At 45.3% G+C, this 26,362-nt stretch carries 25 protein-coding genes and 1 pseudogene; 13 read left to right on the forward strand and 13 right to left on the reverse strand.

Features of this window, described 5'->3' with window-relative positions:
* Positions 1-136 precede the first annotated feature (136 nt).
* Entirely contained in the window at positions 137-889 is a 753-nt protein-coding gene (locus H6F56_RS23385; RefSeq protein ID WP_190673661.1) for a HEAT repeat domain-containing protein, read from the forward strand.
* Positions 890-982: 93 nt separating this feature from the next.
* Here H6F56_RS23385 and H6F56_RS23390 read toward each other — a convergent pair whose 3' ends face one another.
* The 6 genes from H6F56_RS23390 to H6F56_RS23415 form a co-directional block, all read right to left on the reverse strand.
* A complete protein-coding gene (locus H6F56_RS23390; protein WP_190673664.1) occupies positions 983-2,221 on the reverse strand; it encodes an NAD(P)/FAD-dependent oxidoreductase in 1,239 nt (412 codons plus the stop codon).
* Positions 2,222-2,369: 148 nt separating this feature from the next.
* Positions 2,370-3,245 carry an SDR family oxidoreductase gene (locus tag H6F56_RS23395; RefSeq protein ID WP_190673666.1) on the reverse strand — a complete coding sequence of 292 codons (876 nt, stop codon included), beginning with the start codon at positions 3,243-3,245 and terminating at the stop codon, positions 2,370-2,372.
* Positions 3,246-3,431: 186 nt separating this feature from the next.
* Positions 3,432-3,593, reverse strand: a complete 162-nt coding sequence (gene rd, locus H6F56_RS23400; protein ID WP_190673669.1) for a rubredoxin — start codon at positions 3,591-3,593, stop codon at positions 3,432-3,434.
* A 114-nt stretch (positions 3,594-3,707) separates the two neighbouring features.
* Positions 3,708-4,475 (reverse strand): ChaB family protein, encoded by a 768-nt coding sequence (locus H6F56_RS23405; RefSeq protein ID WP_190673674.1) that lies wholly within the window; start codon positions 4,473-4,475, stop codon positions 3,708-3,710.
* A 354-nt stretch (positions 4,476-4,829) separates the two neighbouring features.
* Entirely contained in the window at positions 4,830-5,450 is a 621-nt protein-coding gene (locus H6F56_RS23410) for a retron system putative HNH endonuclease (RefSeq protein WP_199313220.1), read from the reverse strand.
* Between the two features lie 32 nt (positions 5,451-5,482).
* Positions 5,483-6,844: an AAA family ATPase gene (locus tag H6F56_RS23415; protein WP_190673680.1), complete on the reverse strand. Its 1,362-nt coding sequence runs from the start codon at positions 6,842-6,844 to the stop codon at positions 5,483-5,485.
* A 91-nt stretch (positions 6,845-6,935) separates the two neighbouring features.
* Here H6F56_RS23415 and H6F56_RS23420 point away from each other — a divergent pair, with 91 nt between their 5' ends.
* The 7 genes and pseudogenes from H6F56_RS23420 to H6F56_RS23450 all read left to right on the forward strand — a co-directional run bounded on the left by H6F56_RS23420 (position 6,936) and on the right by H6F56_RS23450 (position 13,802).
* A complete protein-coding gene (locus H6F56_RS23420; protein ID WP_190673683.1) occupies positions 6,936-7,451 on the forward strand; it encodes a DUF4112 domain-containing protein in 516 nt (171 codons plus the stop codon).
* Between the two features lie 81 nt (positions 7,452-7,532).
* On the forward strand, positions 7,533-8,570 hold the full coding sequence (locus H6F56_RS23425) for a hypothetical protein (RefSeq protein ID WP_190673686.1): 1,038 nt from the start codon (positions 7,533-7,535) through the stop codon (positions 8,568-8,570).
* Between the two features lie 188 nt (positions 8,571-8,758).
* A complete protein-coding gene (locus H6F56_RS23430) occupies positions 8,759-9,871 on the forward strand; it encodes a fatty acid desaturase (protein WP_309236621.1) in 1,113 nt (370 codons plus the stop codon).
* 257 nt (positions 9,872-10,128) lie between these two features.
* Positions 10,129-12,054, forward strand: coding sequence for a serine/threonine-protein kinase (locus H6F56_RS23435; RefSeq protein ID WP_190673689.1), 1,926 nt, complete (start codon positions 10,129-10,131; stop codon positions 12,052-12,054).
* A gap of 183 nt (positions 12,055-12,237) precedes the next feature.
* A pseudogene (locus H6F56_RS23440) lies at positions 12,238-12,507 on the forward strand (IS630 transposase-related protein); the annotation flags it as partial.
* A gap of 337 nt (positions 12,508-12,844) precedes the next feature.
* Positions 12,845-13,318, forward strand: a complete 474-nt coding sequence (locus tag H6F56_RS23445) for a hypothetical protein (protein WP_242032146.1) — start codon at positions 12,845-12,847, stop codon at positions 13,316-13,318.
* A 349-nt stretch (positions 13,319-13,667) separates the two neighbouring features.
* A complete protein-coding gene (locus H6F56_RS23450) occupies positions 13,668-13,802 on the forward strand; it encodes a WD40 repeat domain-containing protein (RefSeq protein ID WP_190673696.1) in 135 nt (44 codons plus the stop codon).
* Positions 13,803-13,840: 38 nt separating this feature from the next.
* On the opposite strand, the gene H6F56_RS23455 is transcribed toward H6F56_RS23450, so the two are convergent.
* Genes H6F56_RS23455 through H6F56_RS23470 form a run of 4 tightly spaced genes read right to left on the reverse strand, consistent with a single transcriptional unit; the run spans position 13,841 to position 18,612 of the window.
* Positions 13,841-15,145, reverse strand: coding sequence for a hypothetical protein (locus H6F56_RS23455; protein ID WP_190673699.1), 1,305 nt, complete (start codon positions 15,143-15,145; stop codon positions 13,841-13,843).
* Positions 15,146-15,157: 12 nt separating this feature from the next.
* Entirely contained in the window at positions 15,158-15,733 is a 576-nt protein-coding gene (locus H6F56_RS23460; RefSeq protein WP_190673702.1) for a hypothetical protein, read from the reverse strand.
* Positions 15,734-15,771: 38 nt separating this feature from the next.
* A complete protein-coding gene (locus H6F56_RS23465) occupies positions 15,772-18,276 on the reverse strand; it encodes a dynamin family protein (RefSeq protein ID WP_190673705.1) in 2,505 nt (834 codons plus the stop codon).
* A 45-nt stretch (positions 18,277-18,321) separates the two neighbouring features.
* Complete coding sequence (locus tag H6F56_RS23470; protein ID WP_190673720.1) at positions 18,322-18,612, reverse strand: hypothetical protein; 291 nt, start codon at positions 18,610-18,612, stop codon at positions 18,322-18,324.
* A 463-nt stretch (positions 18,613-19,075) separates the two neighbouring features.
* Here H6F56_RS23470 and H6F56_RS23475 point away from each other — a divergent pair, with 463 nt between their 5' ends.
* From H6F56_RS23475 to H6F56_RS23490, 4 genes are all read left to right on the forward strand, one after another.
* Positions 19,076-19,807: a lysophospholipid acyltransferase family protein gene (locus H6F56_RS23475; protein WP_190673723.1), complete on the forward strand. Its 732-nt coding sequence runs from the start codon at positions 19,076-19,078 to the stop codon at positions 19,805-19,807.
* 657 nt (positions 19,808-20,464) lie between these two features.
* The gene (locus H6F56_RS23480; protein ID WP_190673727.1) at positions 20,465-23,161 is read left to right on the forward strand and encodes a chloride channel protein; all 2,697 of its coding nucleotides are present in this window, start codon (positions 20,465-20,467) and stop codon (positions 23,159-23,161) included.
* Positions 23,162-23,331: 170 nt separating this feature from the next.
* Complete coding sequence (locus tag H6F56_RS23485; protein ID WP_199313222.1) at positions 23,332-23,874, forward strand: helix-turn-helix domain-containing protein; 543 nt, start codon at positions 23,332-23,334, stop codon at positions 23,872-23,874.
* Positions 23,871-24,437, forward strand: a complete 567-nt coding sequence (locus H6F56_RS23490; RefSeq protein ID WP_190673730.1) for an IS630 family transposase — start codon at positions 23,871-23,873, stop codon at positions 24,435-24,437. Before H6F56_RS23485 ends, H6F56_RS23490 begins: the two co-directional genes overlap by 4 nt.
* Here H6F56_RS23490 and H6F56_RS23495 read toward each other — a convergent pair.
* Positions 24,434-24,703, reverse strand: coding sequence for a DUF86 domain-containing protein (locus H6F56_RS23495; protein WP_190673733.1), 270 nt, complete (start codon positions 24,701-24,703; stop codon positions 24,434-24,436). The genes H6F56_RS23490 and H6F56_RS23495 overlap by 4 nt on opposite strands.
* Complete coding sequence (locus H6F56_RS23500) at positions 24,693-24,989, reverse strand: nucleotidyltransferase family protein (protein ID WP_190673739.1); 297 nt, start codon at positions 24,987-24,989, stop codon at positions 24,693-24,695. The genes H6F56_RS23495 and H6F56_RS23500 overlap by 11 nt, the downstream gene beginning before the upstream one ends.
* A 217-nt stretch (positions 24,990-25,206) precedes the next feature.
* Here H6F56_RS23500 and H6F56_RS23505 point away from each other — a divergent pair, with 217 nt between their 5' ends.
* On the forward strand, positions 25,207-25,503 hold the full coding sequence (locus H6F56_RS23505) for a DUF2288 domain-containing protein (protein ID WP_190673743.1): 297 nt from the start codon (positions 25,207-25,209) through the stop codon (positions 25,501-25,503).
* 45 nt (positions 25,504-25,548) lie between these two features.
* Here the strand turns inward: H6F56_RS23505 and H6F56_RS23510 are convergent, their stop codons facing one another.
* Positions 25,549-26,076 carry a YdcF family protein gene (locus tag H6F56_RS23510; protein WP_416361007.1) on the reverse strand — a complete coding sequence of 176 codons (528 nt, stop codon included), beginning with the start codon at positions 26,074-26,076 and terminating at the stop codon, positions 25,549-25,551.
* Positions 26,077-26,362 lie beyond the last annotated feature (286 nt).

A 26,362-nucleotide genomic window follows, 5' to 3' on the forward strand; every position in this document is an offset into this window, starting at 1 on the left:
AATGTGCGAATACTATTATTTAGGTTCAAAGAAACAAAGACTTCCCCTAAACTGCTAAAGCTCCTCTGCTGATATGTGGCGAATCGAAGTTGAAACCGTATAATAGCAGTGCGCTTCGTGCGGTAAAGTTACTTTTATGGACGATTACGATGACTTGAGTGCCCTCACGATTGAGGCAGAACTGGAAAGTCCTTTGGATCTGATGGAAGAGGCAGAGCCTCCCAAGCCCGATCCAGAGGAAATGCTGCCATTGCTGGACTCACCAGACTCCCAACAACGGATGTTGGCAACGCGGGCTTTTTGCGAAATTCAGGATGAGCGGGCAATTCCCCATTTGATCCGGTTGTTAAAAGATCCTTGCCCGTTAGTTAGGGTTAGCGCCGGCTATGCGTTGGGGCGAAATCCCAGTCCGGATGCGGTCGATTCGCTGATAGAACAGCTTAATCGGGATTGGAATGGCTATGTGCGTAAGGGCGTGGTTTGGGCGCTGGGAAATTGTCGCGATCGCCGGTCGTTAATGCCTTTGCTGGATGCGCTGAAAACGGATATTTCTGCGGTGCGCCTGTGGGCGGCTAGTTCACTGGGCCAGATGGCTTCAGTCGGTTATGATACGGTGATTGCTGCCCTTCCTCCACTCATTGAATCGTTGCGTCGAGATCCGATGCCGGCGGTGCGGAGTAATTGCGCTTGGGCGTTGGGGCAATTGTGCCGTGAATTGCCTTCTAATGTGGTGTATGCCACGGCAATTGATGCCTTAATTGAGGCTTTTGCGGAAGATGAAGATATGGGCGTTCGCGAAGATGCTAAAGGTTCTCTGTTACGTGTGGGCGATCCGCGTGGTATACAGCTGATTGAGGAATTGGAACTTGAAGGTTGGCCTCTTGTTTAGGAGTTAGGGAGGAGTTTTTTAACCGCAGATAAACGCAGATGTTGCGGTAGTTTGCTGTTAGGTATACAGAGATAAACGCAGATGATCTAATGGTTAGGGTGATTGGGTATTGCCAATTGCTTGACCGGCTATCCAAGCGGTTGTCCAGGCACTCTGAAAGTTAAAGCCGCCGGTGACTCCATCAATGTCTAAAATTTCTCCGGCAAAATACAGTCCTGAACAGTGCCGGCTTTCCATTGTTTTGAAATCGATTTCTTTTAAGTTAACGCCGCCACAGGTGACGAATTCTTCTTTGAAAATGCCTTTGCCGGTGATTTCGTATTTGCCTTGAATGAGTTGTTGAATGAGTTCATTTAAGGATTTATTGGGAAGTTCTGCCCAGCGTTTTTCGTTATCAATACCGGCAGCATCAATTAAACGTTCCCAAAGCCGGCGGGGAATGGGAACGGGACAACTGGTTGAGATTGCACGTCGGGGCAGTTGAGATTTTACGAGGAGTAACATTTGACGCAGTTCTTCTTCTTTGTACTGCGGCAACCAATTAATTAGCAAAGAGGTTTGATACCGGCACTCGTGCAAAAACCGAGCACCCCACGCTGAGAGTTTGAGTACAGCCGGCCCGCTTAATCCCCAGTGGGTGATGAGTACCGGCCCGGTTTGCTCTAATTTGGCTGCCGACAGGCGCACGCGGGCGTTGGCAACGGAGACGCCGCCTAATTCCTTGAGTCGCTCATCGGGCACGTTAAAGGTGAAGAGAGAAGGCACGGGTGACTCAATTTGATGGCCTAAATTTTTTGCCCATTTGTAACCCATCGGATTGCTGCCGGTGGCGAGTAGGAGGCGATCACAGGTTACAGTTTCGCCGGATTTTAATTCAATTTTAAAGGAAGGGTCGGGAGAGTGATAGATGGAACTAACCTGGCTGCCGTTGCGAAATTCTACCCCAGCCCGGTGAGCCGCCCGCATCAGACACTCTACAATTGTGGCGGAGTCATCGGTTATGGGAAACATCCGCCCATCCTCTTCGGTTTTTAGCTGCACTCCCCGTTCTTCAAACCAGGCAACGGTATCGCGACACTGAAACCGCGTGAATGCGCCCCGCAAGGCTTTGCCGCCTCTAGGGTAATTTTGCACTAATAAGGCCGGTTCAAAGCAGGCGTGAGTGACGTTACACCGTCCTCCGCCGGAAATACGAACTTTGGCGAGGGGTTCCCGCCCTGCTTCAAGTAGGGTAACTTGGGTGTGAGGATGAGTTTTGGCGCACGCGATCGCACCGAAGAAGCCGGCGGCACCTCCACCAATTACGACTACTTTTAAAGATTGCGAACTCAAGGCGATACCTGGTTATTTTGGGGGCTGAATGTAAGAAGGGAAGCTGAAGGGTTTATTAGTTTTTTTAGGGATATTGGATTTTTTTTAACCACAGATGCACACAGATAAACACAAATAAGATTTAGGGCACGCTTAGGCTTTATTAAGCTTACACTTTTCCTCGCAATTGTTCAAATTCTTCTCGCAAGGATTGTGGGTGATAGCCTAGGGTGTATGCTTTAGAACTGTCTAGGGATACGTCCGGGGGTCTGGGGGCTGCCATTTTAACGTCTTGTTGCCGGCAGGTTAGAATTTTGGCTTCGTCTAGTCCTAGCACTTCTACGAGTAATCGGAAAAAGTCATAACGCGAGATTCTTTCTTTTCCGCCTAAATGGATTCGTCCGTTGACTTTTTCTAATGCGAGTAAAAGTCCTTTTGCTGCTGTTTGGCCGCTTACTGGCGTGCGAAATTCGTCGGTGAATAAGGCAAGTTCTTGTCCTTTTCTGAGGCTTTCTAGCATGGGTTGAATGAAACTTTTAGCTGCCGGCCCTCCATAGCCAAACATTAAAGGCATCCGGCAAATGGCTGTCTGGGGATAGCGTTCGAGCATTCCTTCTTCAGCTAACACTTTTTGCTCGCCATAAAGGCTGACAGGACTCACGGGATCTGTTTCCCGGTAAGGAGCATTTAAGCCATTAAACACTAAGTCGGTGGAAGTGAAAACGCAAGGAATGGAGTAATCTGCACAAATGCCGGCAATATTACAAGATGCGGTTACATTGATTTCGTGGGATTCTTCAGGGTGGGTTTGGCAATAATTCGGTTGTGATTGAGCGGCAGCATGAATAACAGCATCAGGTTTAATTTCTTCAAAGATATGCTTGAGTTCCTCAAAGTTTCTTAAATCAGATTGCAATAAGTTAATTTCTGGAATTTCTACCGGCTGGGAAAAGTAGGTTCCATAAACCTGCCATTCTTCCTGGGCAATTTGACATAGGTTCCACCCTAGGAATCCACTACTGCCGGTGATTAAAAGTTTTTTCATTCTTATTTTTACGCTTCAGTTTTCCTCACCTTCCAGTTTAAATATAAAATGGGGAGGAGATGGGCGCTTACTTAAAATTTTCAAGCTTGGTGGTTTAAAAAAGGAAATGGGTAAAAGCTCCATTTCATCCCATTTTTTGATTACCTTTTACCCATTTCCCTGATTCAAAAGTAAAGGAACTCTCGATTATCCAGCCGGCTCAAAATCTGCTTTGGAAGCCCCGCAAGTAGGACAAACCCAATCCTCTGGAATATCTTCAAATGGGGTACCGGGTGCAATTCCGCTATCAGGGTCGCCTTGTGCTGGGTCATATTCATAGGCGCAGAGGGTGCATATATATTTCTGCATTCTAAGTTTCTCCTGATACATTCCCTCTTATGATACAAGCCAAGCCTCCAGAACCAAAGTTCTAGAGGCTGGTTACAATCTTCTTTCAAACGAAGGCAAGGAATGTAATCTAAACTACACAGTCGCCTTGGCTAGTGACCAAACACCATTTCCGTCTTCGTCGTACTGTTCGTGAATGGTTTTCCAGGCAGCGTGTTCAGCGTTCAAGGGATCGTTATTTTGCTCTAAGGCGGTGTTGTAGCTTTGTATAAATGTCTGTTGCGCCTCTTCAGATAGGTGTGAACGGACTTCGGGAGACAAATCGGCTACACTGTTGTACTTGCCGGCACTTGCACGAGGCAGCGTCATTTCGTTGACTGTAATTTCTTCCCCACCGGCACTTTCCAGCAGCAGTTGAATGTCACTGGCTTTATCTGCCGGCACTTCTGCCATCACTAGAAATTCCCCAGCTTCTACGCGGGTTTGATAAATTGCCGCTTTATCTTCAGGCATTCCCAGCGTCCCCAATGCGGAAACTAAGCCGGCACCGGCACTACCCGCCAGAGCCCCACTGGCTGCACCTAAGAGTACAGCACCCAATGGGCCGGCTGCTACCACTGAACCGACAAAGGGAATAAATAGGATACCAACGCCGGTCAGCAGACTTAAAAACGAACCAAAAAGGGAACCAAAAATCGCGCCGCTTCGCAAGCCTCCCAAAATCACATCTTTTTTCGTTATAAAGCCAGTGATTCGGGTGTTGGATTTAAAGTTTTTGCCCATCATTGAGATGTGATCTTGGGGCACACCCCGATCTAGCAGACGCCGAACAACGCCATCTAATTGACTTTCTTCTTTAAATACGGCTGATATTGTGCGTTCTGCTTGATATTGGTCAGGCATTATGCTTCTCCTTGAGATTTTTTCGTCCTTTCTTGTAGCAGGATAACAAGACCCACCCCTCACCTTGGATCTGCCTGGAGATTGATCATTTTTAAGCCGGCAGCCACAACATTTCTCTGCCGGTGGTAACAGAAATTGCCGGTGTCTATGGCTACTAATTGTGCGTGAAGTCACCACTGTTTCTGCATTGCTAAAAGAAGGCAAAAAGAGATAAATTAGCTTAAACTTGTTATTAAGCGAACTCAAGCAAAAAACTAATAAAAATACGAATAATATTGTAATTTCAAAGAAAATAGTAATTGGATGGGCGATTTAGATAACAGGGTTGTTCAAATTCGCAAGCGGCAAGATAGGTTAGATCATGGGGTGCCGATAAAGTAGTGTTTGATTTAGGATGTAAATAATTGCCGTGCTAAACTCTTCGCACTCTCCATTAGCATCCGGCTGATTGAACCCTTGAATCAGCTTTTTTATGTCTTCGTCAGACAAAACTTCGATAACTTCTAAAATATCTTCAATTGCTTTTTTGCGATTTGCAGTTAGCTTAGAAATATTAAGTCCAAGTTTGAAAATCGTGGTAGCAGCCGCTTGCTTATCTGGCTTATCTGCCGGCAAAATTTCTCCAGCCTCTGAATATCTAAAAAACTCCGCACAGTTAGATTGTAATGGAGAAATCATCAGATGCTCATCGTACCAGTCATCTTTCTTATAAGCACAGTGTTCAGACTGTGTTCGCTTTCTCTGACATGAAACTAATAAATTTCTATAATCTAGCGCGAGTTCTGGATAAGCACTCCTTGGCTTGAGATGTTCAATATGGCTGGTATCTCTAGTAACTCGGATTCCGCAATAGCAACAGATATAACCTTGCTCATGTAGTAACCAATCATGCACCTCAGTTTTTACTTTTCCTCGAAAATCATCCTCATAAGTAGGTGTCCAATTCTCGTTAGCGAGTGCCTTCCAGTTTGCCAAACACTGTGGCTCCTCACTCTTTTTAATATATTTCACTTTTTCAGGATCTCCCGGCGTCTAATAGATACACCCGCCTTAACCAGTTCTGGATCGTCTAATCCAATCTTTTCAGCAATTTCCTGACGTAATTGCCTTGCTAAATCGAGGTTTCCCGCATCAATAACTCGAAACAATTCTAGAATCTCTTCTTTAATTTCCTTTGGACGTTCTGAAACCCCCATCAAGTCTTCAAGGATACGATTGCTGTCTCTGCCAAATGATGAACTTTCCGGACGCGTGGCAACGATCTCTCCTTCATCTGTTCTCTCAAGAATATAGATGCTTTCCGGTTTAACTTGGCTGAGGACTTGTGGAGAATGGGTGGTGACAATAAACTGGCAATTGGGAAATGTCCTGCTCAGCGCCGGCATAATTTTACGTTGCCATTCTGGGTGAAGGTGCAGCTCAATTTCATCAATCAATACCACACCCGCTCCTTCTAGGGGATCTTCTAAATCTGGGTTAGCAAGTGCTAAACGCCTCGCCAAATCTCCTACCATTGCCAGCAAGCATTTCTCCCCATCAGATAACTGATTTAGAATAAGCTCCTGACCTTGTTTTTTTACAGTCATTCGCAATGGTGAGCGCCTAACTCGTAAATTTGAAAAATTAGGAATGAGAGCATATATTGCTTTTCTCACTGCTTCTAGCTGCTTATCTTTATATTTAGAGTTATCCAATCGTTCCTCGTTCTCCAAATCCTCCAATGCTCTAAACCATTGAAAGAATCTATCAAAGACTATTTGGACACCTGCTACTGCAGATTTATAGGCATCTAACTGATCAAATGAAAAATTACTAGAAATATCTAAAGGAATATCAAGCAATTCTCGATTGCTCGGATAGTAAATTACTAAAGGTAAGTTTTTCTCAAAAATTAATTGAGGTTGATTAAGTATCTTTAATAATACAAGAGCGTAAAGTTCTGTGCTATCGATCAAAGGCTTTTTGCTACTCAATGACCAGTTTAATTCTCTCTTTTTGCCTACTGATGTTGTAATTTCGAGATTGTTTTTAATTTGTCCATTTTTAATATCTTCATTACTAAAAAAACGTGATATCAAAGTATTTGATTCTCTTTCTCCTGGGAGATGATTTCTATAGAGGAGCCTTACTATATCCCTGGATGTCCAGTCAATCGAATTGCTATCTACTCGAAAATCCTCGAAATTTATTTTATCGCGCACTCGAATCAAATCTATATAAGGAGAGAAGAGAATAGCAATACAGTCAAGAATACTGGATTTGCCCACGCCGTTAATACCGATAAATACTGTCGGTTCATCTGTTGGGAACTCTAGGGTTAAATTGCCGATTCCGCGAAACGATTGCATCTTCAGGCGCTTGACTCTCATTTTGTGACCTTCACTGCATTATGATCTGGATCTTAATAGGCATCTGGCAAATTGTAAGCTAGCTGCCATGCGATAAAAAGAGAGCGTTCAGATGTCCCAACCTCCTCATCAACCTTCCCCCATCACTCCAGGCAACGAAGCTCAAATAGCAACCGTGCACCGGCTGCGCCAGCTTAGCCATCTCCTCGATAACGCCGTTGGCATCCCTGGCACTCGCTATCGCATCGGACTTGATCCTCTCCTGGGACTGCTACCGGGTGGCGGTGACATTGCCGGCGCGGTTCTTTCTGGCTACATCGTCTACTCAGCCGCAAAGCTAGGCTTGCCGCGAGAAACCTTGGTGCAAATGGTTTCTAACATCCTATTTGAGACATTCGCCGGCACGGTGCCGGTGTTGGGAGACTTGGTGGATGTCACTTGGAAAGCCAATACTAAGAACGTGGCATTGGTGGAAAGTCACTTGAACGTTCCCCAACCCAATAGCAAAAAAGCTGACAAGTGGTTTGTGTTCCTGCTGCTAGCCGGCTTGATGCTTGTCGTGATTGCGGTTGCGGGTTTGAGCGTATTCCTGATCAGCCTAGTGGTGAGACTGTTCACCGGCGGCTAATGGGTGGCAGTTAGCCGGCTCCCCACGCGCCGGCTTCCCAAGAGGTGGGATAATAAACCAGCTGTTGTCTGCTTTTCTCCAATGGTTCAGTCTTTCCAGTCTCCCGACGATCTTGCCAATGCCCTCGCCGGCATCACCGATCTGACTTTTCAACTGCCTGATCCAGAAGATGAGCAAATTTCTGAATTAGATTATCAGCAGCAACTTGACAGTGCGTGGCAAGTCTGCGATCGCTTCGACTTGCAAACCGACATTTGGCGCGGACGAATTTTGCGATCCATCCGAGATCGTGAGAAAAAAGGTGGAGACGGGCGCGGCACCGGCTTTCTTAACTGGCTGAAAAACCGGGAAATTAGTAAAAGTCAAGCCTACGCACTCATTGAACTCTCCAACAGTGCTGACACCCTCCTCGAACAAGGACATCTCGATCCCTCTTCGATCAACAACTTCAGCAAACGGGCTTTTGTGGAAACTGCCAAAGCCTCCCCAGAAGTGCAGCAGCTTGTCACAGATGCCGCCCGCACCGGCGATCGCATCACCCGGCGGGAAGTGCGCCAACTCTCTGATGAGTGGACAGCTATGAGTTCCGACTTGCTGCCGGATGAAGTCAAGGAAAAAGCTGCCGGTGGATCAGTCCCCACTCGCTTTCTCGCGCCTCTGGTGAAAGAGATGGAAAAGCTGCCAGAGTCGCACCTCAACGCCATCCGCCAGGAAGCCGCCGAAAATCCCGATGTTGATACTGTCAAACAGCTCACTTCGGACGCTCGTAACTTGTCAAAATATCTGGATGCTGCCGCCCAAGTGCAAACCATTAACCAGTCGTCTCTAGATATGGAAATGGCGCTAGAAGAAGCTTTGCGGCTAGGCTGTCTCAATACGGCAGCGGATATGGTGAAGCAAGCATCCCAAGTAGAACAGACAGTGGCAAAGCTATACACCACTTGGAAGCGTTTGTCAAGTCTTGCTGACCGGCTTTATGTAGACACCGGCGCGACAACTCCGCACCTGCGCTCTCTCATCAGCTGCATGGAGCGACTTGCCGGTGAGGTGATTGAAGTGCAATTAGGCGATAACGAACGCACCATTCGTCTGCGAATCTTGAGTGATTCAGATTCTTAACCGCCTCCTCACCCAACTCTATGCCTGGGTGGGGATTCCCAAACTACTCAATACAAGATTTAATAAGATTTACACACGGCTTCTTGACAAAATACATTTCTCCTAATTTGTCAAAGAGTCCAGTGTAATATTATGCACAGCCTGTTGGCTTAGCCAATTCAGTTGGTTGTTAATCAAGGTATTTCCCGTTGACTTTACAAAATCTAAAGAATCTTGCTGACGAGCAGATTATGGTTTCCCAGCCAGAGTATGCAAAGAAATTGCGTCCCCTGCTGCCACCCGAAGCATTTGAACCGGCTCCCAGCAAGTTAGTCCTCCTGTTGCTGAATCTGGTAATTTTGATGGGAGGTTGGGCCATTGCCTCCACATTAGATCATTGGCCGGCCTACCTTTTATGGCTTTACCTACCCATCTCACTGGTGATGGGTAACAGCGTGATTGTATTGCTTTTCAGTTCCCATAACCTCATGCACGGCAGCGTCATTAGAAACCGCCGAATCATGAGTGTTCTGGGTTTGCTGGGACTTGCGATCTTGTGGATGCCGCCAACGCAGTGGAAAGCAGTGCATAACCGAGAGCATCACAACAAAACGAATTCTCTGACAGATCCCGACCGCAATTACTTAAACGAGCAGCCGAAAACCTGGGGAAAATGGATTCAAAATTTATTTGTCCCCTCTGCCGAAGTGAATCCTTTGTGGTTAACTGTGGGGATGACAAGTGCTTGGGGCGTTCATACTTTTAGAAACCTCACCTCGGTGCTGTTTTTTAATGATGAATCGGTTGATTATGTGCCGGCTGCTTTTACAGTCAGCGATAAAGAAAGGCGGGCAATTGCGGGTGAAGTTCTCATAATTTTAGCGCTTCATCTGTGTATTCTCAGCTTCTTGCAATTTAACCCACTCAAACTCGTACTGGGTTACTTTCTTCCCATCGGGATTGGTTATGCCGGCCTGATGTTTTATATTTATACCAATCATATGCTTTCCCCGATGACAAGCATTAATGATCCCTTGCTCAATAGCTTGTCAATCCGGGTGCCTAAATTTTTTGATTGGTTGCATCTCAATTTTTCTTACCACACGGAGCATCATATTTTCCCTGGCATGAACTCTGATTATTACCCCCAAGTCAGAGAATTGCTAGAACTTCACTATCCGGGTCGGATGAATATATTGGATGCCGGCGAAGCTTGGCAGTTGTTGCTGCAAACTCCTCGGCATTACAAAGATGACAATACCTTTACAGATTGGTCAGAAGAAAAATCTGTAACTAGCCCGCTAAGTCAAAGTTTGCTTTAAAACTGAAAAATTGTCTTTGGCTGCTTGCTTCGGTTTTCTAAGTAGGTAGCCATCATTAAATACAGCCCTGTAGTCCCCTTTAGCAAGGGAGACGGCGACAGCCGGGGGTTGAAGTGATTGTTTCTCCAGCACTTCAACCCCCGGCTTTGTTGTCGAGTTCGGTAGAGCCGGCAAGCTGGGATTAAGAGAATTTATGAAAACTCTCAAAATTCTCTAGATCGTCTAAAGTGAATGTTTAACCTGGTGATGTCGCCAGTATGAGCTACTGTCTCAACCCTGCTTGCCTGAAGGCCCAAAACCCAGACTCCGCAAGTTTCTGCTTAACTTGTGGTTCGCTGCTGCGGCTGAAAGAGCGCTACAAAGCGATTGAGCCAATCGGTGCCGGCAGCTTTGGCAGAACGTTTTTAGCGGAAGACGCACATCGTCTGGAGAGTTTGTGCGTAATTAAGCAATTGTTGCCACAGCCGCATATTCAAAATAATTCTCAGGCAATGGCTAAGGCGATCAAGTTGTTTAAGCGGGAAGCGCGGCAGTTGTTTCACTTAGGACATCATCCCCAGATTCCATCGCTGTTTGCGTTTTTTGAGCAAAACCGGCTCTTGTATTTGGTGCAAGAGTTAATTGATGGGCACGATCTCTCGCACGAATTGGGCAAGGGCAAACGCAAGGGTTCTGACAATGAGGGACAAAGCCGGCAGTTGTTGAAAGAGTTGCTGCCGGTGTTGCAATTTGTCCATGAGCATCAGGTGATTCACCGGGATATCAAACCGATGAATATTCTACGCCGGCACAATGGGGAATTGGTGCTGATTGATTTCGGGGTTGCCAAGCAGCTAACCGGCAACGGCAGCAACCAAGCCGGCTCAAGAGTGGGGACAGAAGGATATGCGCCTATTGAGCAAATACGGGGTGGCAAGGCTTATCCAGCGAGCGATCTTTACAGTTTGGGTGTGACTTGTATTCAGTTGCTCACCCAAGGCTCACTGGATGAGCTTTATGATGCGATGGAAGGGCGCTGGGTATGGCGAGAATTTCTAAGCGCGAAAGGAATAAATATTACCCCTGAGTTGGCTGAAATTTTAGACAAAATGCTGAAAGATGGGGTGAATGAGCGCTATCAATCCGCCGCAGAAGTGCTTAAAGACCTTAATAAAATCCCCGCAATTTTTAATAAGCAGCCCGTGAGTTCTACTGTTGGTTTGGGACATTTAACGGCTGCAAAGATAGGGGTGAAATCCACCAAAACGATCAAAAATCCTAAATCAAAAAGTGTGCCGGTTTGGCGATGTGTGCAAACCTTGATCGGTCATACAAAAGAGGTGAATTCCATTGCCCTCAGTCCTCAAGCTTACGTTCTGGTGAGTGGCAGTTGGGATCACACGATTAAAGTCTGGAATCTGAACACCGGCACGCTAATTCACACGCTGCGAGGCCATTTCGGTCATGTCAGTTCCGTTGCGATTAGTCCAGATGGTTACATTCTCGTCAGTGGCAGTTGGGATCGCACGATTAAAGTCTGGAATTTGGGCAGTGGCAAACTGATTCATACGCTGAAAGGACATAACAATTATGTGAATTCTGTGGCGATTAGTCCCGATGCTCAAACCCTTGTTAGCAGCAGTTGGGATAAAACAATTAAAGTCTGGCAGTTGAATACAGGACAGCTTATAGAAACCCTGACCGGCTCAGATTGTGTTCGCACTCTGGCGATTAGTCCGAATGGGAAACTTCTCGCCGGCGGCAGTGATGACCGGCTGGTTAAATTATGGGGATTGGGTGCCGGTGGCAGACCCGACAGTGCCAATTGTTGCACCCTTGCCGGTCATTCAAATTGCGTTCGTTCTGTTGCTTTCAGTCCCGATGGGCAACTTTTAGCCAGTGGCAGTTGGGATAATACGATTGAGCTGTGGGAGATCCACAGACAGCCGGCAACTAAGCCGCTACGCACCCTTGCCGGTCATTCCAGCTACGTTTATTCGGTTGCCTTTGGTGAAGATGGCAAGATTTTAGCGAGTGGCAGTCGCGACGGCACGATTAAGCTATGGCAGATGGACACCTGCGACCCCGCACACACCCTGACTGGGCATTCAGGGCCGGTTTATTCGGTTGCCTTTAGTCCCGATAGTCAGACGCTTGTGAGTGGGAGTGATGACGCGACTATCAAGATTTGGCGCTGTGAGTAGTCGATTATTTCAATTGTTGATTCAGTTATTTTTTAAAATTTAAAAACCGTATATAAACACAAATAAATCCAACCTTATAAAGCCTTCTTTGTGAAAATTCTTTTTTAAATCGAAATATATATAGCAGTCGCCACTTCAGTCAGTACATAGGATAGATGAGAAGTCATTTGTTTCCGCGTTCCTATGGCAAACCCTTACAGCTATGACCTGCGACGAAAAGTGATCGAGGCAATAGAACTCAATGGTATGAAGCCAGGAGAAGCCAGTGAAGTTTTCAACATTAGTCGCAACACTATCCATACATGGTTGCAGCGTAGAGCGCAAACGGGTGACTTTAAGGCAAAAGTCAGAGAGCATCGAGGTAATAGACACAAAATCACCGACTGGGAGAAGTTTCGAGCCTTCGTGGAAATCCACGGGGACAAAACTCAGCGTGAGATGGCCGAATTCTGGTAGGACAAGATTAGCGACCGAACCATATTATGGTTAACGACATAATAGTACAGCACAGACAAGTGCATAATGACGGGCACAGTACGAGCAGGTATCATATTAGTGAAGTTTGGGTATGGGATGGGATGACAAACGAGGTGTATCCTCAGTATGCAGTTTAGCGACAACCATTAATGGATAACGATGTTGTTTTATTTCTGGCTAGTGCAGGGTTGTTGGTACTCTACCTCATTGTTTCAGCAAAGACTGAGATGGGGACAAAATGGCCTTGGCGGAAATGAATGTCTTAACCCTTGCTCCCCTAGGTTTCACTTCTTAGTTTTTATTGAATAAAAAGATGAACAATCTCTATCTTGCGAATTTAGGTGTCCCACTATTCGCCCAAAGTATTGGATATCAGATTTTGCTGCTTATTCCAATTATTATTATCGAAGCATTCATTTACCAAAAAATGCTTAAAATTAGTCAAATTAAGGCGATTTGGGTTTCTTTTGCTGTTAATATTATTTCAACAATTGCAGGAATTATAGTTCTATTGTTTTTATTGCCGTATATTGTGTCGATGTTACTGGGATATTATTATTTGCCAGTCCAGTCGGGTAATTTTCCATTTTTGCCCGTAGAAATTATGGTAACACTCATTCCCATGTTTTTCGCTTCTGTTGCTTTAGAATTTTTCGTTGGCTCCTTTTTGATAAAATCAATCAAAAACAGCCAATCATTTTGGATAGCGAATGGTTATACCTACTTGATGCTTGAGATGTTGGCTATCACCCAGCTTATCCGAGGATACATTCAAGGGCGTGGATAATAGTTGATTGACAGTACAATTACCAACTCAAGCAGCCTGAGTAGCGTTGGATTTAGCCGGTGTTGGCGAATGGGTGATTTTTTTCTCGTCGGCGTGGGTGCTGGAAACTGAAAGCCTTTACAAATTGGAATGATGTTGATGCAATAACCCTAAGCTTCATCTCCAAACTTTCTCACTGCAACATCTGCTGTTACTGCGCCCAACACTATACTAGCTTTGACAAATGAGCTAGTTGCTAATGAATTGTTTGAGACTTTGGACGAGCTAGAGGAAGTGGTCTTTCAGCACTGCTGTCAGATGCTGTTGCAGAAGAATTTGATTCGAGAACGGCACGATTAAGCTCTGGCAGATGGACACCTGCGACCCCGCACACACCCTGACTGGGCATTCAGGGCCGGTTTATTCGGTTGCCTTTAGTCCCGATAGTCAGACGCTTGTGAGTGGGAGTGATGACGCGACTATCAAGATTTGGCGCTGTGAGTAGTCGATTATTTCAATTGTTTATAAGCTTTCAATATTTTTTTAAAGTATATATAAACCTGGTTCAGTGTCAGCCCCAGGAAGAATATCACGGCTACTTTTAACACCTCTACTCTCGCACAACTGTGCAAAAGACTCTAAACTTTCTAATCTTGCTGCCAGTTCGCTCAAAGCATCTAAATATTCAGCTACAGCAATTTGGCGATGTGTCCATGTTTCATCAAATTTTGAAGAACTATAGGACATTCCAAACTCTACATCAACATTAGTTTTTTTGCCTCTGATTTGGTCAGGAGATAAAGCGCGGTCGCTGGTTGATATTTCCGTAATTCGTTCTACTCGTTCGGTTGTAATATGCTTTTCAAACCGAGAATTAGTAAAGCGATAAGCTGTAGACAAATAAGAGTTTTCTTCACTGATTAACTCATCGCCCCATCTTTCCGCGACTTGTTTAAATTTAGGGACTTCTATCGCAAGCAATTCTTTAGCTTCTTGATGCTTCCCGATTTCTAGGAGAAGATTCGCCTCTGTTGCTGTGGCTACTGCCCAACCTTGAATAGAAACATCAACATTGAGCATAATTTCAGCTTCTAATTCAGGCGTAGCTTGCATCGCTTGATTACTGAGAAATAATCGCACTCTGGAAGCTGTTTTAATGGCTTCTCTCGGTGATTCATCAGGAAACCGAGAACGATCATTTAGTTCAGCTTGTAAAGCAGCAATTTCTTTAATGAGCATTGCTTGATGAACATGGGAAATCGCTTTGGCGAGGCTTTGTTGTTTTTGCCGGCTATCTTCTACTAATAAATACAGATAGGCTAATTGTCCAGAAATAGTATCTAAGCGATTATCAATACGATTTAATCCAGCTTCAACCCGATTAAAACCTGTTATTACGCTGTTTTCAATCCGATTCAATCCAGCTTCAACTCGGTTAAAGCCTGCTTCCATTGACTGCTGAATGTGACCTAAAGTGTTTTGGATTTGGTGCAGTTTATAGCCCATATAGGCAAAGCCGGCAATGCTGACACCAAGGTTTAAAACACTTGCGCCGGCAGCAATTTGAGTTAATCTCATTACTGAGGATAAAGTTTTTTCAATACCGATTAATTTATGATAAGTAAGCCCATGACCAATAACATCAGTTCCTCCTAAGATGGGGGAAAAGGGAATACCCATTAGTTTGCTAGTTAGTCCTGGGGTTTCGGCTAAATGGCGCACAATTTGACCACCATTTTCTGTACCAGCAGCCCATCTAATAACGCTTCCGTGGCGTTTCATTGAGCCATCTAGTAAAGCTTTGATGATTTCGGGATTGTTAACTAAAAGAGTCGTATCAATTAACATTTTTTACTCTATTTATCGATTGTAAACTTCAAAGTTTCCGTAGGATTCCATTTGTAATCTACGCGATAGAAAATTAATTTTTAACCCAGCTAAGTTACGAAAAGCGTCATATCTATCGAGTTGATTGACATTAGGCTCAAATCCTTTGCTAGATTCATTTAGTTCAATAGAGACTAAGCAAATGTCATATTCTGATTTTTCTCCTGCTGAGACTGAATACTGATTGCTAATAGCGTCAACTGATTTATTAAAGTCGCTTCCAGAGTCTAGGCATAAGTAATTTGTAATTTCATAAAGCCGTTCTCCATCACCCATATCAATTTGTCCTTTTGCTTGGAGTGATTTAAGAAACTCTTCTTGTGCAGCAGAAACTACTAAAACTAAAAACTGTGGAACTGTAGGAGTTTTAACTGGAGGAGTTTGAATTGTCTGAGTTGGAACAGAGCCTCTAGGTTCTCCTCGATGAGTTAGCTGTTGTGACTGCTCCTCTTCTTGCTTCTTGGGATTGAGGAGAAAATGTACTACCGCTGCCATTCCTCCTATTGCTGCTAATTTTGCTAGTAGTGCTAAAAATTCCCTAGGCTCCATTTTTTAACTCCTGAATTTCCTTATGTTTAAAACTTACTTCACTGACGAGAACCTTCTTCTAACTTTTGACAAAGTTCTGTCGTATTATTTTTTTGAACTTCAAAATCGCGCCAAAACTGTTTTTCCTGTTCAAAGTTATCCTCAATAATCCTTAACTGTTGTTGCAAAGCACGTTCAGCTAAATTCGTAACCTCATCAACGGATTCTTCAAAGCTAGTGCTAACATAATCCAATCGTGGCTGAATCCACTTTTGTAAAATATCCCATAAGCTTCCTTTTCCTTTCTCAATTCCACTTAACCATTGTTTTGCCATTAAGTCTGGGGATGGAAGAAAAAGTTCAACATATTCAATATCTTCATAAACATTGCTAGTTACCGCTTCTTCATAATTACGGGTTACAGGACGTGTTTTTGTTCTCGTTTTTGTGCTAGCGAAACAAGAACCATCTTGATAAGATTCTGTATATTCTTCCTCTTCTGTTTTTGTGCGAGTTTCATATTCTGTTTTCGTACCAACTACTTCTGTTTGTTTAGAACGATTTTGCTTAATAGCGTCTGGAAGTTCAAAAAATTCATCAGGTAAAGTTGGCGGGTTTTGAGCTAACTTCTTGAGTAAATTACTAATGGCTGCTTTTTCAAGCTTAATTGAAGAGAGATTTGCTTCAGACAAGGATTTTTTTAATTCCTCAATTTCTGCATTACCTAATGATTCTAGAGCGTCTTCAAACTGTTTTGCTTTTCCTTGTAATAAAAACTCTGCCCTTACGGATATAGCTTGCCTCATTGTGTGATAGAGCAGACGAACATAACGCTCATCATGTTCAAGTTCTTTTTTCCCCTTATTATCATCATCCCGTACCCGCTTAACCAAATGTTCTGACTCAGAAGAAAATTTACTGAGCCTTCGACTAACATCATCATAGGCTTTAGCAATATCATCTGCTAATGCAGGTGATATAACTTCTCCTAATTTATCTCTTAGCTTAAAAGCTCCTTGATTATTCTTAAGAGCATCACGAACTGGCACAATTAGATATTTTGTTAAGTCTCCTTCTACTTCAGCGACAGCGTGAAAAACTCTAGCAAAGCCTGTAATCTCTGGGTTCTCGTTTATGAACTCAATGGGAGTCATACTATTATTCTTCTTTTTTAATCCTTCTACTAATTTTTTAAGCTTATTATCAAAAGTTTTCTTGATATTTTTTATATCTTTATGAAAATCTTGGCGAATTTTAGCGATTTTCTCTCTTTCTTGTGTAACTTGCTGTTGATTATAAATCTTTCTAGCTTCAATCAGAACATCGAGAGATTTCGCCAAAGCATCGTAATTAGCGAATACCTCCAACAAAGCAGGAAGTATTACCATTTTTGCAAATGATTCTTGAACCCGCCGATGAAAACAATCCCAAAGTTCTCTGCCACCACTCCATTCTAGGGAATAGCGGAGAATTTTTCGCATGGTTTCATCATTAATAGGTTGACCTCTTTTTACTTCTCGTTTTACTTCATAAAACCACTTCTCTAACTCCTCATTTTGATCGGTATATTCTTCAATCGTACTTGCACAGTCTCTAAAAAGGGCTTTGAGTCGTTCTAGCCGTGTTTTTGGGTCAACGATTGAAGGTTCATAAGGGGAGTTTGAACCCCAAGCACACTGAGCATAATATAAAAGACGAGCATTAAAACGCAGAACATCAGGAAGTTCTTTAAGTGATAAGACCTCTTTAATTCCCTCTCTTAACTGATCAATCCGCTCTGATAGGGGTAAATCATCCGCTCCTCGGTTATCGACCCGATTTAAGATAAAAATCATCGAATCTGTGCTTCCCTGTAAGTATTCGACCACTGTCTTTAATTCTTCCAAGAGGCGTTTTCTGTGGTCATCATCTACCTGCATATAGTCCAAAGCTACTAAATTAAAAGCTTTATTAACTTGCGTTTGGATAGTTGCTAAGTTGGCCCGGTCTTGAACTGATTTCAATCCTGGTAAATCAATCAATTCAACTCCGATTCCGTTGGGTAAACCTAGCAAAGCAGCATCACAAGCAGGTAAAAGAGGAACATGAGCGGTTATTTGTGGCGCAACATAGTCACGCTTTTTCCGCGCCGCGTGATAGGAGTGCATCACCGTGCTAATCCGCTGGTATAAATCCTCATCACTTAATCCAGTCCATTCACCAGTCTCCCAAGCAGCATCTTCCGTTTCTGCAATAATTAATTTTTGTTCTTGAGAATGTTTGATAGTTAATACACCCCCACTCATTTCTCCGGCTTCAATCGGTGCGATTTTCCGACCAATCAGCGCGTTAACAATTGTTGACTTTCCAGAAGACGTAGTTCCCAGAGTCGCAATCCGAAAACTAGGATTTTCTAACCGTTGGACGGCTTCTTCATAAACCGTTAAAAATTCCTCTAGGCAAGATTTAATCTGTGGATCATTAAAAACATCAGGGGACGCGTTGACTAAGCTAGAAACTGAGTTACCTAACTCTTTTAAGAGGTTGCGGGTGTTGTTTAACTGAGCTTCAATATTGAGTTCCACTGGATGCCCCTGTAATTAATAGTTTGGGTTAATTCCACTAAATGCTTAAAAATGTAACGGGTTGCTTTGCAGCAAATCTTCCCCATGCAGGCGAAGTCTGCCGTTAGGCGGATTCTTTTTTTTCTTCACCATCACCTTAATCTGCGGGAGAACGATTGGCAAGGGCGGTATCCCGCCACCTTCCCAGCGGTTCACCGATGGAAACGACAGTTTCAGTGCTTGGGGAAACTGCGTTTGCGTCTGTGCCGGTGTAGCCATCTCTAGCGAATTGAATAGGGCGCAAAATACCTCCCAAGCTTCCTCAATTAAGGTTAAGTGATGAGTCGCTGTATGCACCTGGTATATTTACTGATTTTTCATTTAGTCAACGACAATCAGGCTTTGAGATAACGCATAAATCTATCTATTCGCTCATTTTCTCACGTTGCAGCGCTCTGTGCTTTTCTCCTTAACACATCACAGCATCGAGTTAAATAAAGGTTTAATTTCATCACCGGCTTGTATGAATTGTTAGATGCGCCACTGCCGGCATCAAGCTGTTTAACTTTTGCAAAGTTTTGTTCTTAACGCCTTTTTCTCTGTTGCAAAAGTGAGTTTAACGATTAATTTTTTTTAGGAATAAAATCTGTTTAAGCCAAAGATCGCCTTTACGTCCCTTTTTAATCTAGCTACTGGAGGATTGAGGACACTGGGAAAAGTGTCCCTTAGAAAGAAGACAAGGCAGACAAAGCACCTTAAGTTGGGTTTAAGCGGCCTTTAAGGAAGTTCATCAGTTCTAGCCACAGTCAGCGATACCACCATGATGCAGCTCAATTCCTCCGAAAATTCTCTCAACGTCACACCTTTTTCCAATATGGGGCCGGTAACTTCTGGTGTTTCGCCTTGGCTAACTGCCTTAACTTATCCCTTGGGTCGTTTCTTGGTTCTGCCATCTTATTTTGGCCGGCTAGAGGTGAGCGGGCAAGAAAATCTACCAAAAGAAGGGCCGGTGATTTTGGCCCCCACCCACCGTTCTCGCTGGGATTCGCTGATGCTGCCTTACGCCACAGGACATCATGTCACAGGCCGGCATTTGCGATTTATGGTGACAGCAGATGAAGTTAAAGGACTGCAAGGCTGGATAATTCGGCAACTCGGTGGATTTCCCATTGATGTCAAACATCCTGGCATTTCCAGCGTGCGTCATGGTGTAGAACTGCTTCTAGATAGCCAGATGATGGTGATTTTTCCCGAAGGTGGCATTTTTCATGATGGTGAAGTTCACCCGCTAAAACCCGGACTTGCTCGGATCGCCCTGAAAGCTGAATCGACCCACCCCGGATTGGGTGTTAAAATTGTGCCGATGAGCATTCGTTACGGTCATCCCTATGCCACTTGGGGCTGCGGTGTCAGTGTTCGCATCGGTTCGCCTTTAGTGGTGGCTGATTACTGCAAGCAACATACCAAGCAAGGCGCACAACAGCTCACTGATCGCTTGGAAACCGCGATTAAAAAATTGGATAGCGAGCACCCCTCATCCCAAGCAGAGTAAGCGATAAGGAAAGGCACAGACTCAGTACCTTTTTTACAAAAATCCCAAAAGCCGGCCCTTGTAAGCGATAACCTACCGCGCCGGCATTCACCATCTGCATTTATCTGTATATGCCTGCCGGCAGACTACCCTATTATCTGCCTATGGCTTCCGCACAATGCCTTATCATCTGCGGTAGAAAAAAACAACCTTTGCAACAAATCTAATAATAAGCAAACTAGAAGATCCGCTCCAATACTTTGATAATATTGAAGTGTTCCTGCAAAAGAAAAAATCAAAATTTTGCTGAGCCTGGTTTAATGCAATAAACCACACCACGCATACCCCACTCCTTGTGAAACTGCGAGAAACGCTTCCAAGGGCAGTGTGCGTGGGTTCATTTATGGGCTGAGCCTTAAACTATTTTTCCTAGAGGTAGTAGCCTTTACTGAAAATCCCTTTCAGCAATCCTCACAGGGGCCAGTAATTCCCAGCCGGTAAAAACTGACTCAACTGCTTACCCAACAGACGTTTGATCAAATATCTGTCGGGTGGAATTATTAAAGAAGCTCCATCAAAAGTTTTGACTGTACATCAAGCGAACCCACCCTTAAAAAACAGACTAAACTAAAAAAAGATGGCTTTAAAAATATCCATTTGGTTCGTGAATTATGAATTATGAATTATCAGAACTTAATTCAAAATTCAAAGTTCAAGCTTAAAAAATATCGAAAGATTCTCGTATCTCAAATTCTAGGCCCAAAACGCCTTGCAATTTTGGAAGCGTGTCTGATTGGCTTAGTCTCTGGACTAGCGGGTGTTTTGCTCAAACAAGGGGTGGGATGGCTGGGAGGCTGGCGAGTTTATACAGCAGCCCATCTGATTCCCGCATGGTTCTTGCTCCCCAGTGTCGGAGTCGTTGGGGGGTTGCTCACCGGCTGGCTGGTAGAACGACTGGCCCCTGAGACTGCCGGCAGCGGCATTCCCCACGTCAAAGCCGCTTTAGCCGGCGTGAGTATTTCTCTAGATTGGCGGGTGGCTAGTGTCAAGCTGGTCGGCACAATTTTAGCGGTGGGTTCAGGGTTAACCTTAGGCCGGCAAGGCCCGACTGTGCAAATTGGAGCCGCTTTGGCTGCGGGGATCGGTCGTTTGATTCCCACCTCGCCCGACTACCGACGCCAACTCATTGCTTGTGGGGCGGCAGCCGGCTTAGCTGCCGGTTTCAACGCACCCATAGCCGGCGTGTTGTTTGTCGTGGAAGAACTGCTCTACGATATCTCCGGCTTTACCCTTGGCCCAGCAATTATCGCTTCCTTTATCGGTGCTGTTGTCTCCCAATTGCTGGGTGGCGATCTGAATCTTGACATCACTCAAAGCGTTTCCCAGACTCGGTTTTTAGCTCAGGAGATTCCCTGTTACGTGGTGTTGGGAATCCTGGCTGGATTGCTGGGCAGCCTGTTCACGAAATCAATAGTTGCGCTCTTATACTTCAACCGGCGCGTACTGCGTCTGAGCCTGCCGGTGCGTATCGCCCTAGCGGGGCTGGTATGTGGCCTGGTGGTGGCGATGCTACCCGAAGCCTTCCGCAACAATTCAGGTTTGCGAGAGTTCCTCCTCAGCAAAGAAGCCAACCTGACAAATATCTCCCTCGCCTTTGTCGCTCACTTCGTTCTGACCATTATCGCCGCCTCTTCAGGCGCACCGGGCGGGTTATTCGCCCCATCCCTGGTGCTGGGTTCTGCCTTGGGCCACATCGTCGGGATTTTGCAGTGGGATTGGTTCGGCATTGGGGTGCCTACCACCTACGCCCTTGCCGGCATGGGCGCATTTTTTTGTGCGGTTTGCAGAGCACCGATTACAGCCGTGGTGATTGTTTTTGAAATTACTACCGATTTTAAACTGGTGCTGCCTTTAATGATTGGCTCTATAGTGGCTTATTTGGTGGCAGAAAAGGTAGAGAAGGAATCCCTTTATGACCGGCTACTAGAATTTAATGGCATTAATTTGAAAAAGGAAAAGCCGGCAGATGGGATTTTGGCTGAGCTGTCGGCGTCGGATGTCATGCAGCGCCGTGTGGAAACGCTATCGAGCCAAATGAACTTGGATGAAGTGATGCAGGCGTTTTCCCGCTCTCACCACCGGGGCTTTCCGGTGGTCGATAATGGCAAGCTGGTGGGGATTGTTACCCAAACAGACTTGGCAAACACCGGCAAGCGCCAGTTGCCCGGAAATACGCCTTTGAACGAGTTCATGACGCCACAGCCGGTGACAGTGAGACCTGTGGATACCTTAAGTGAGGTACTGTACCGGCTCAATCGCTACAATCTCAGCCGACTGCCGGTGACGGAGGGGCGAAAGCTGGTGGGGATTATCACGCGCAGCGATATTATTCGCGCAGAGTCAGACAAACTGACTGGTGAAAAGGCTCAGGTTGGCCCTCATCCTGAGCCTTCTTATGTGGTTTACCAAACGCGAGCACCGGCGACGGGTAAAGGTCGGCTGCTGGTGCCTTTGGCCAACCCGCAAACCGCCCCAGCCTTATTGCGTCTGGCGGCGGCAATGGCCCACGAGCGCAACTATGAAATTGAGTGCCTTCAGGTAATGCTGGTATCTCGCCATAGTTCGCCGGCTGAGACGCCGGTGAGAACCGTCAAAAGTCGCCGGATGCTGCGTGAGGCTGAGCGGATCGGGCGAGATTGGGACGTGCCGGTGCATACCCAGGTGCGCGTCGCCCATGATGTAGCCCAGGCAATTTTAGAAACCATTAAGGAGCGACACATCGATTTAATTTTGATGGGGTGGAAAGGCAACACATCCACTCCCGGTCGGATTTTTGGCGATTCTGTAGATACGCTAATCCGGCAGGCGGCATGCGATGTGGTGTTGGTGAAATGGGGTGAGAAAAGCCGGCGAAAGCTTGAAATCTTCAACCAGCCAGCAATCCCCCACGCAACACTCAGCACTCAAAACTCAGCACTTTCTTTAAATCGCTGGCTGGTGCCGATGGCCGGCGGCCCGAATTCTCAGCGTGCGGTGCAATTACTGCCGGCTTTGGTCGCAATTAGTGCGAAACCAGAAATCCGCCTGTGTCAGGTTTGTCAGTCGTCGGCTGGGAAATTTGATACAACGTTATTGGATAATGCCTCGAAGTTTCTAGATCGGCAATTGAATGTGCCGGTGATTTCGATGCCGGTGTGTGCGAATTCTGTATCTGAAGCCTTAATAGATTTAGCGCACAAGGATCAGTGCGATGTGATTGTTTTAGGGGCAAGCCGAGAGGGTTTATTGCAGCAAGTTATTAAAGGAAATATTCCCGAAGCAATCACGCGAGGTTGTGATTGCACGGTGATGCTGGTAAGAGGTGCAAGCGCGTAGAGTGCGTGACTCATGCACCCTCCTAAGAAGTGAACTATTCATTTGATCCCTTCACTTCGTAGTAACTCGTGTAATTGCGGTACAAGTGCCGGCAGGTGATTTTGAATCGTATTCCAAACTCGTCTCATATTCATACCAATTTAAATTGAATAATCGACAGATGTGATAAAGTGAGAATCGCCGTTTACCCCTGTGTCGAGATGGTTGGAGTCACCTCAATAGACGTGCAGGAAAGTTTAGAGAATCTGGCACAAAGGTTGCGTCAAGCCGAGACAGCAACCATCAAAGAACGATTGCAAGTGCTCTACTGGCTCAAACAAGATAATCCACCCAGTATTAGTGCAATTGCCAAAGCCATGGGGAAACATCGCAGCACACTACAAACGTGGTTATCGATGTACCGATACGGGGGAGTGGAAGCGATGCTGGAAATTAAGAAATCCCCAGGAGGGGTACGAGTGATTCCGCAATGGGCAGAAGCGGCGTTGGCCAAGCGCTTACAACAGCCAAATCATGGATTTAGCAGCTATGGAGAAGTACAGCAATGGCTTTTGGAAACTCTGGGGGTAGAAGCACAGTATCATGCGGTGTACCAGATGACCCGTTATCGACTCAAAGCCAAACTCAAGGTCGCCCGTCCGCAAAATTACAAGCAAAATAGTCAACAGCGTTCTGCATTTAAAAAAACCTTGCCGATGACCTTGCGCTGTTGAGCCAGCACGCTCGGCTAGTGGGGCAGGCTCAGCAAGAGATTCGCTACTTTGCACAAGATGAGAGTCGCTTTGGACTTAAAACCATCTGTGGACGATTAATTACAGCTTGCGGAGTCAAACCCATTGGACAGTGGCAATGGTTGTTCAAGGCATTCTGGCTCTACGGTGCCGTAGAACCGGCAACGGGAGAGTCTTTCTTCCTGCAATTTTCTCATGTTGATACCCAGTGCTATCAACGGTTTTTGGATGAGTTTTCCCAAGCCTATCGAAATAGTCTCAATATTCTTCAAGTCGATAATGGACGGTTTGACACAAGCAAAAACTTGATTGTGCCAGAGAATGTCATTTTGTTGTTTCAACCACCTTATTGTCCAGCGCTAAATCCTATTGAACGGTTATGGGAACATCTCAAGGCTAACCTCAAGTGGGCGTCGTTCCAAACCCTGGCTCAACTGCAAACCAAAGTGGATCAACTCTTGGCGCAGTTAACACCTGAAATGATTGCTTCCATCACAGGTTATTCCTTCATCTTGGATGCCTTATCTGTCGTTAACTCCTTTTAAATTGGTATCACTTGAAAATATTCGTGAGCCATCACATTTCTCATGTTTCCCATCAGCCGCCAGGGAATGTGAGGGTAACGGTTTTGCAAAGCCAAAGGGACATTGACAGCCGCCTCATCAATGATGATAAAACAGTAGAGAATGGCTCCTGAAATCGCTTCATCTGCCTCAAATTCCTCAAACGTCTTCTGCTCTGTTAAACGTTGAATTCTGGCAATCGCATCGATAATATCCAGAATCCGTAGAGGCCATTCTCTAGTAGGCACGAATTGCCTCCTTAATCACTCGCTCCCGTAATTCTTTCCTCAAAGCGTTTCGGGTTCCCATTTCAACAGAGCATCCCAAGACATCCTCTAAGAAAAACCGCACTTTGCTAAATTCAAACAGTCCAATAGAGTTTTCATCTTCAAACTCTACTAAGAAATCTACATCACTATCTGGGCCGGCTTCATCCCGCGCCACTGAACCAAATAGCTCTAAAGATTTTACTCCTAAAGCTTTTAATTCGTCTTTATGGGCTGCTAAAGTTGCGATGACTTCGTCGCGTTTCATAGGATTTTCTCGAGGTAATTTTATGGATAATTTTTTAAAAGCTGAGATTAGGGGATTTGGAAGGCTGCCGGCTGTGCAGAAACATTTACAGGACGAGTGACTGCTGTTTCTAGTTATAAACTAACTCAAGAGCAGGGAAGAAATTTTGCAGGGCTGAACGCGAATGCCTTACTGAATTCGCTAAAATGAGCGATGAGCGAACGGGAATTTTGAGCGAATGGAAGATATTAAAGCAGAATTAGAGGAAATGCTGGATGAGGCTGAGTGGAACTGGCTGCAGCCTCATGCTGATCGGCAAGCGTTGGTTGTGGTGGGGCAAGAGCTAGACTTGATTGACGTGGGAGTGGCAATTGCTAGTGATAACGTTCAGTCTGTACAGCATTGGCTGGGTGAGCAATTGATTTACAAACCATCACCTGAGCAAGTAGCAAACTGGAACGTGAACCGCAGCAAACGCTTTAATACGTTAATTGTGCAGCCTTTTGTTTTGGTTCAAGAATTGGCGGCTGCTTGAGGGGTGATAAAGGTTCAGCCGGCATTCTTAGCCGGCACAGACGCTTCAACGGTTTCTGTTGACGGATTGGGAAGGCGGTAAAACCTTGCTGAATGTTGAACCTGTACGGCCTGTTGCCACCCACAGAACCGCTCTGGCTCCATCTCGGAGTGTTTTTTCAATCGGTTCTGGCGGTCGTCCAGAAGGCACCGGCATCGGTTTGAAGGCGATTCCCCGACTTCCGAATATAATTTCTCCAATGACCGTAGCTCGCCTCATGTGGTCATCGGAGGTAATTAAATAAACACTTTTAATGCCTCTGGCTTGAAATTCATCAACCAGGGTGGTGAAGTTGGTGACGGTGTCTATCGCGCGATCATCTAAATGCAGCCGGCTCAGATCGATTCCTGCTTCTGAAAACACCCATTCTGCATACTCTGGGTTGCTCCCGCTAGAAACCCAAATATCCATTTCAGGATGCTCGTTTGCCAATTCTGCCGCAAAAATTTCTCGCTCTTTCGCGCCACCCAATACTAATAATGCTTGGGGTGTACTGAAGTTATTTTGCAACTGCCGGTAGCCAATCCAACACACAACAGAAACTCCTAGTAACCAGCATAAAACCGATCTGCCTCTAGACCACATAGAGACGGAGCGTAACGAGTCTCTGGAACGTCGGTGACGTTTAGGGTTTGGACAGATCCTCAAAAGCATATACAAAAATCATATATAACACTGCACCCAGAACCGCCCTTTATAGCCGGCGGCTTCAGAGCGCTTCCTGAACTCCCTTCTAAGCAGATCCACTCAAATCAGGGAATTTGTCACATAAAGCTTAGCAGATAACGGGATTGGCCGGGATCGAACCGGCGGCCTAGCG

It is taken from the genome of Microcoleus sp. FACHB-672 (assembly GCF_014695725.1).
Taxonomy (GTDB): Bacteria; Cyanobacteriota; Cyanobacteriia; order Cyanobacteriales; family Oscillatoriaceae; genus FACHB-68.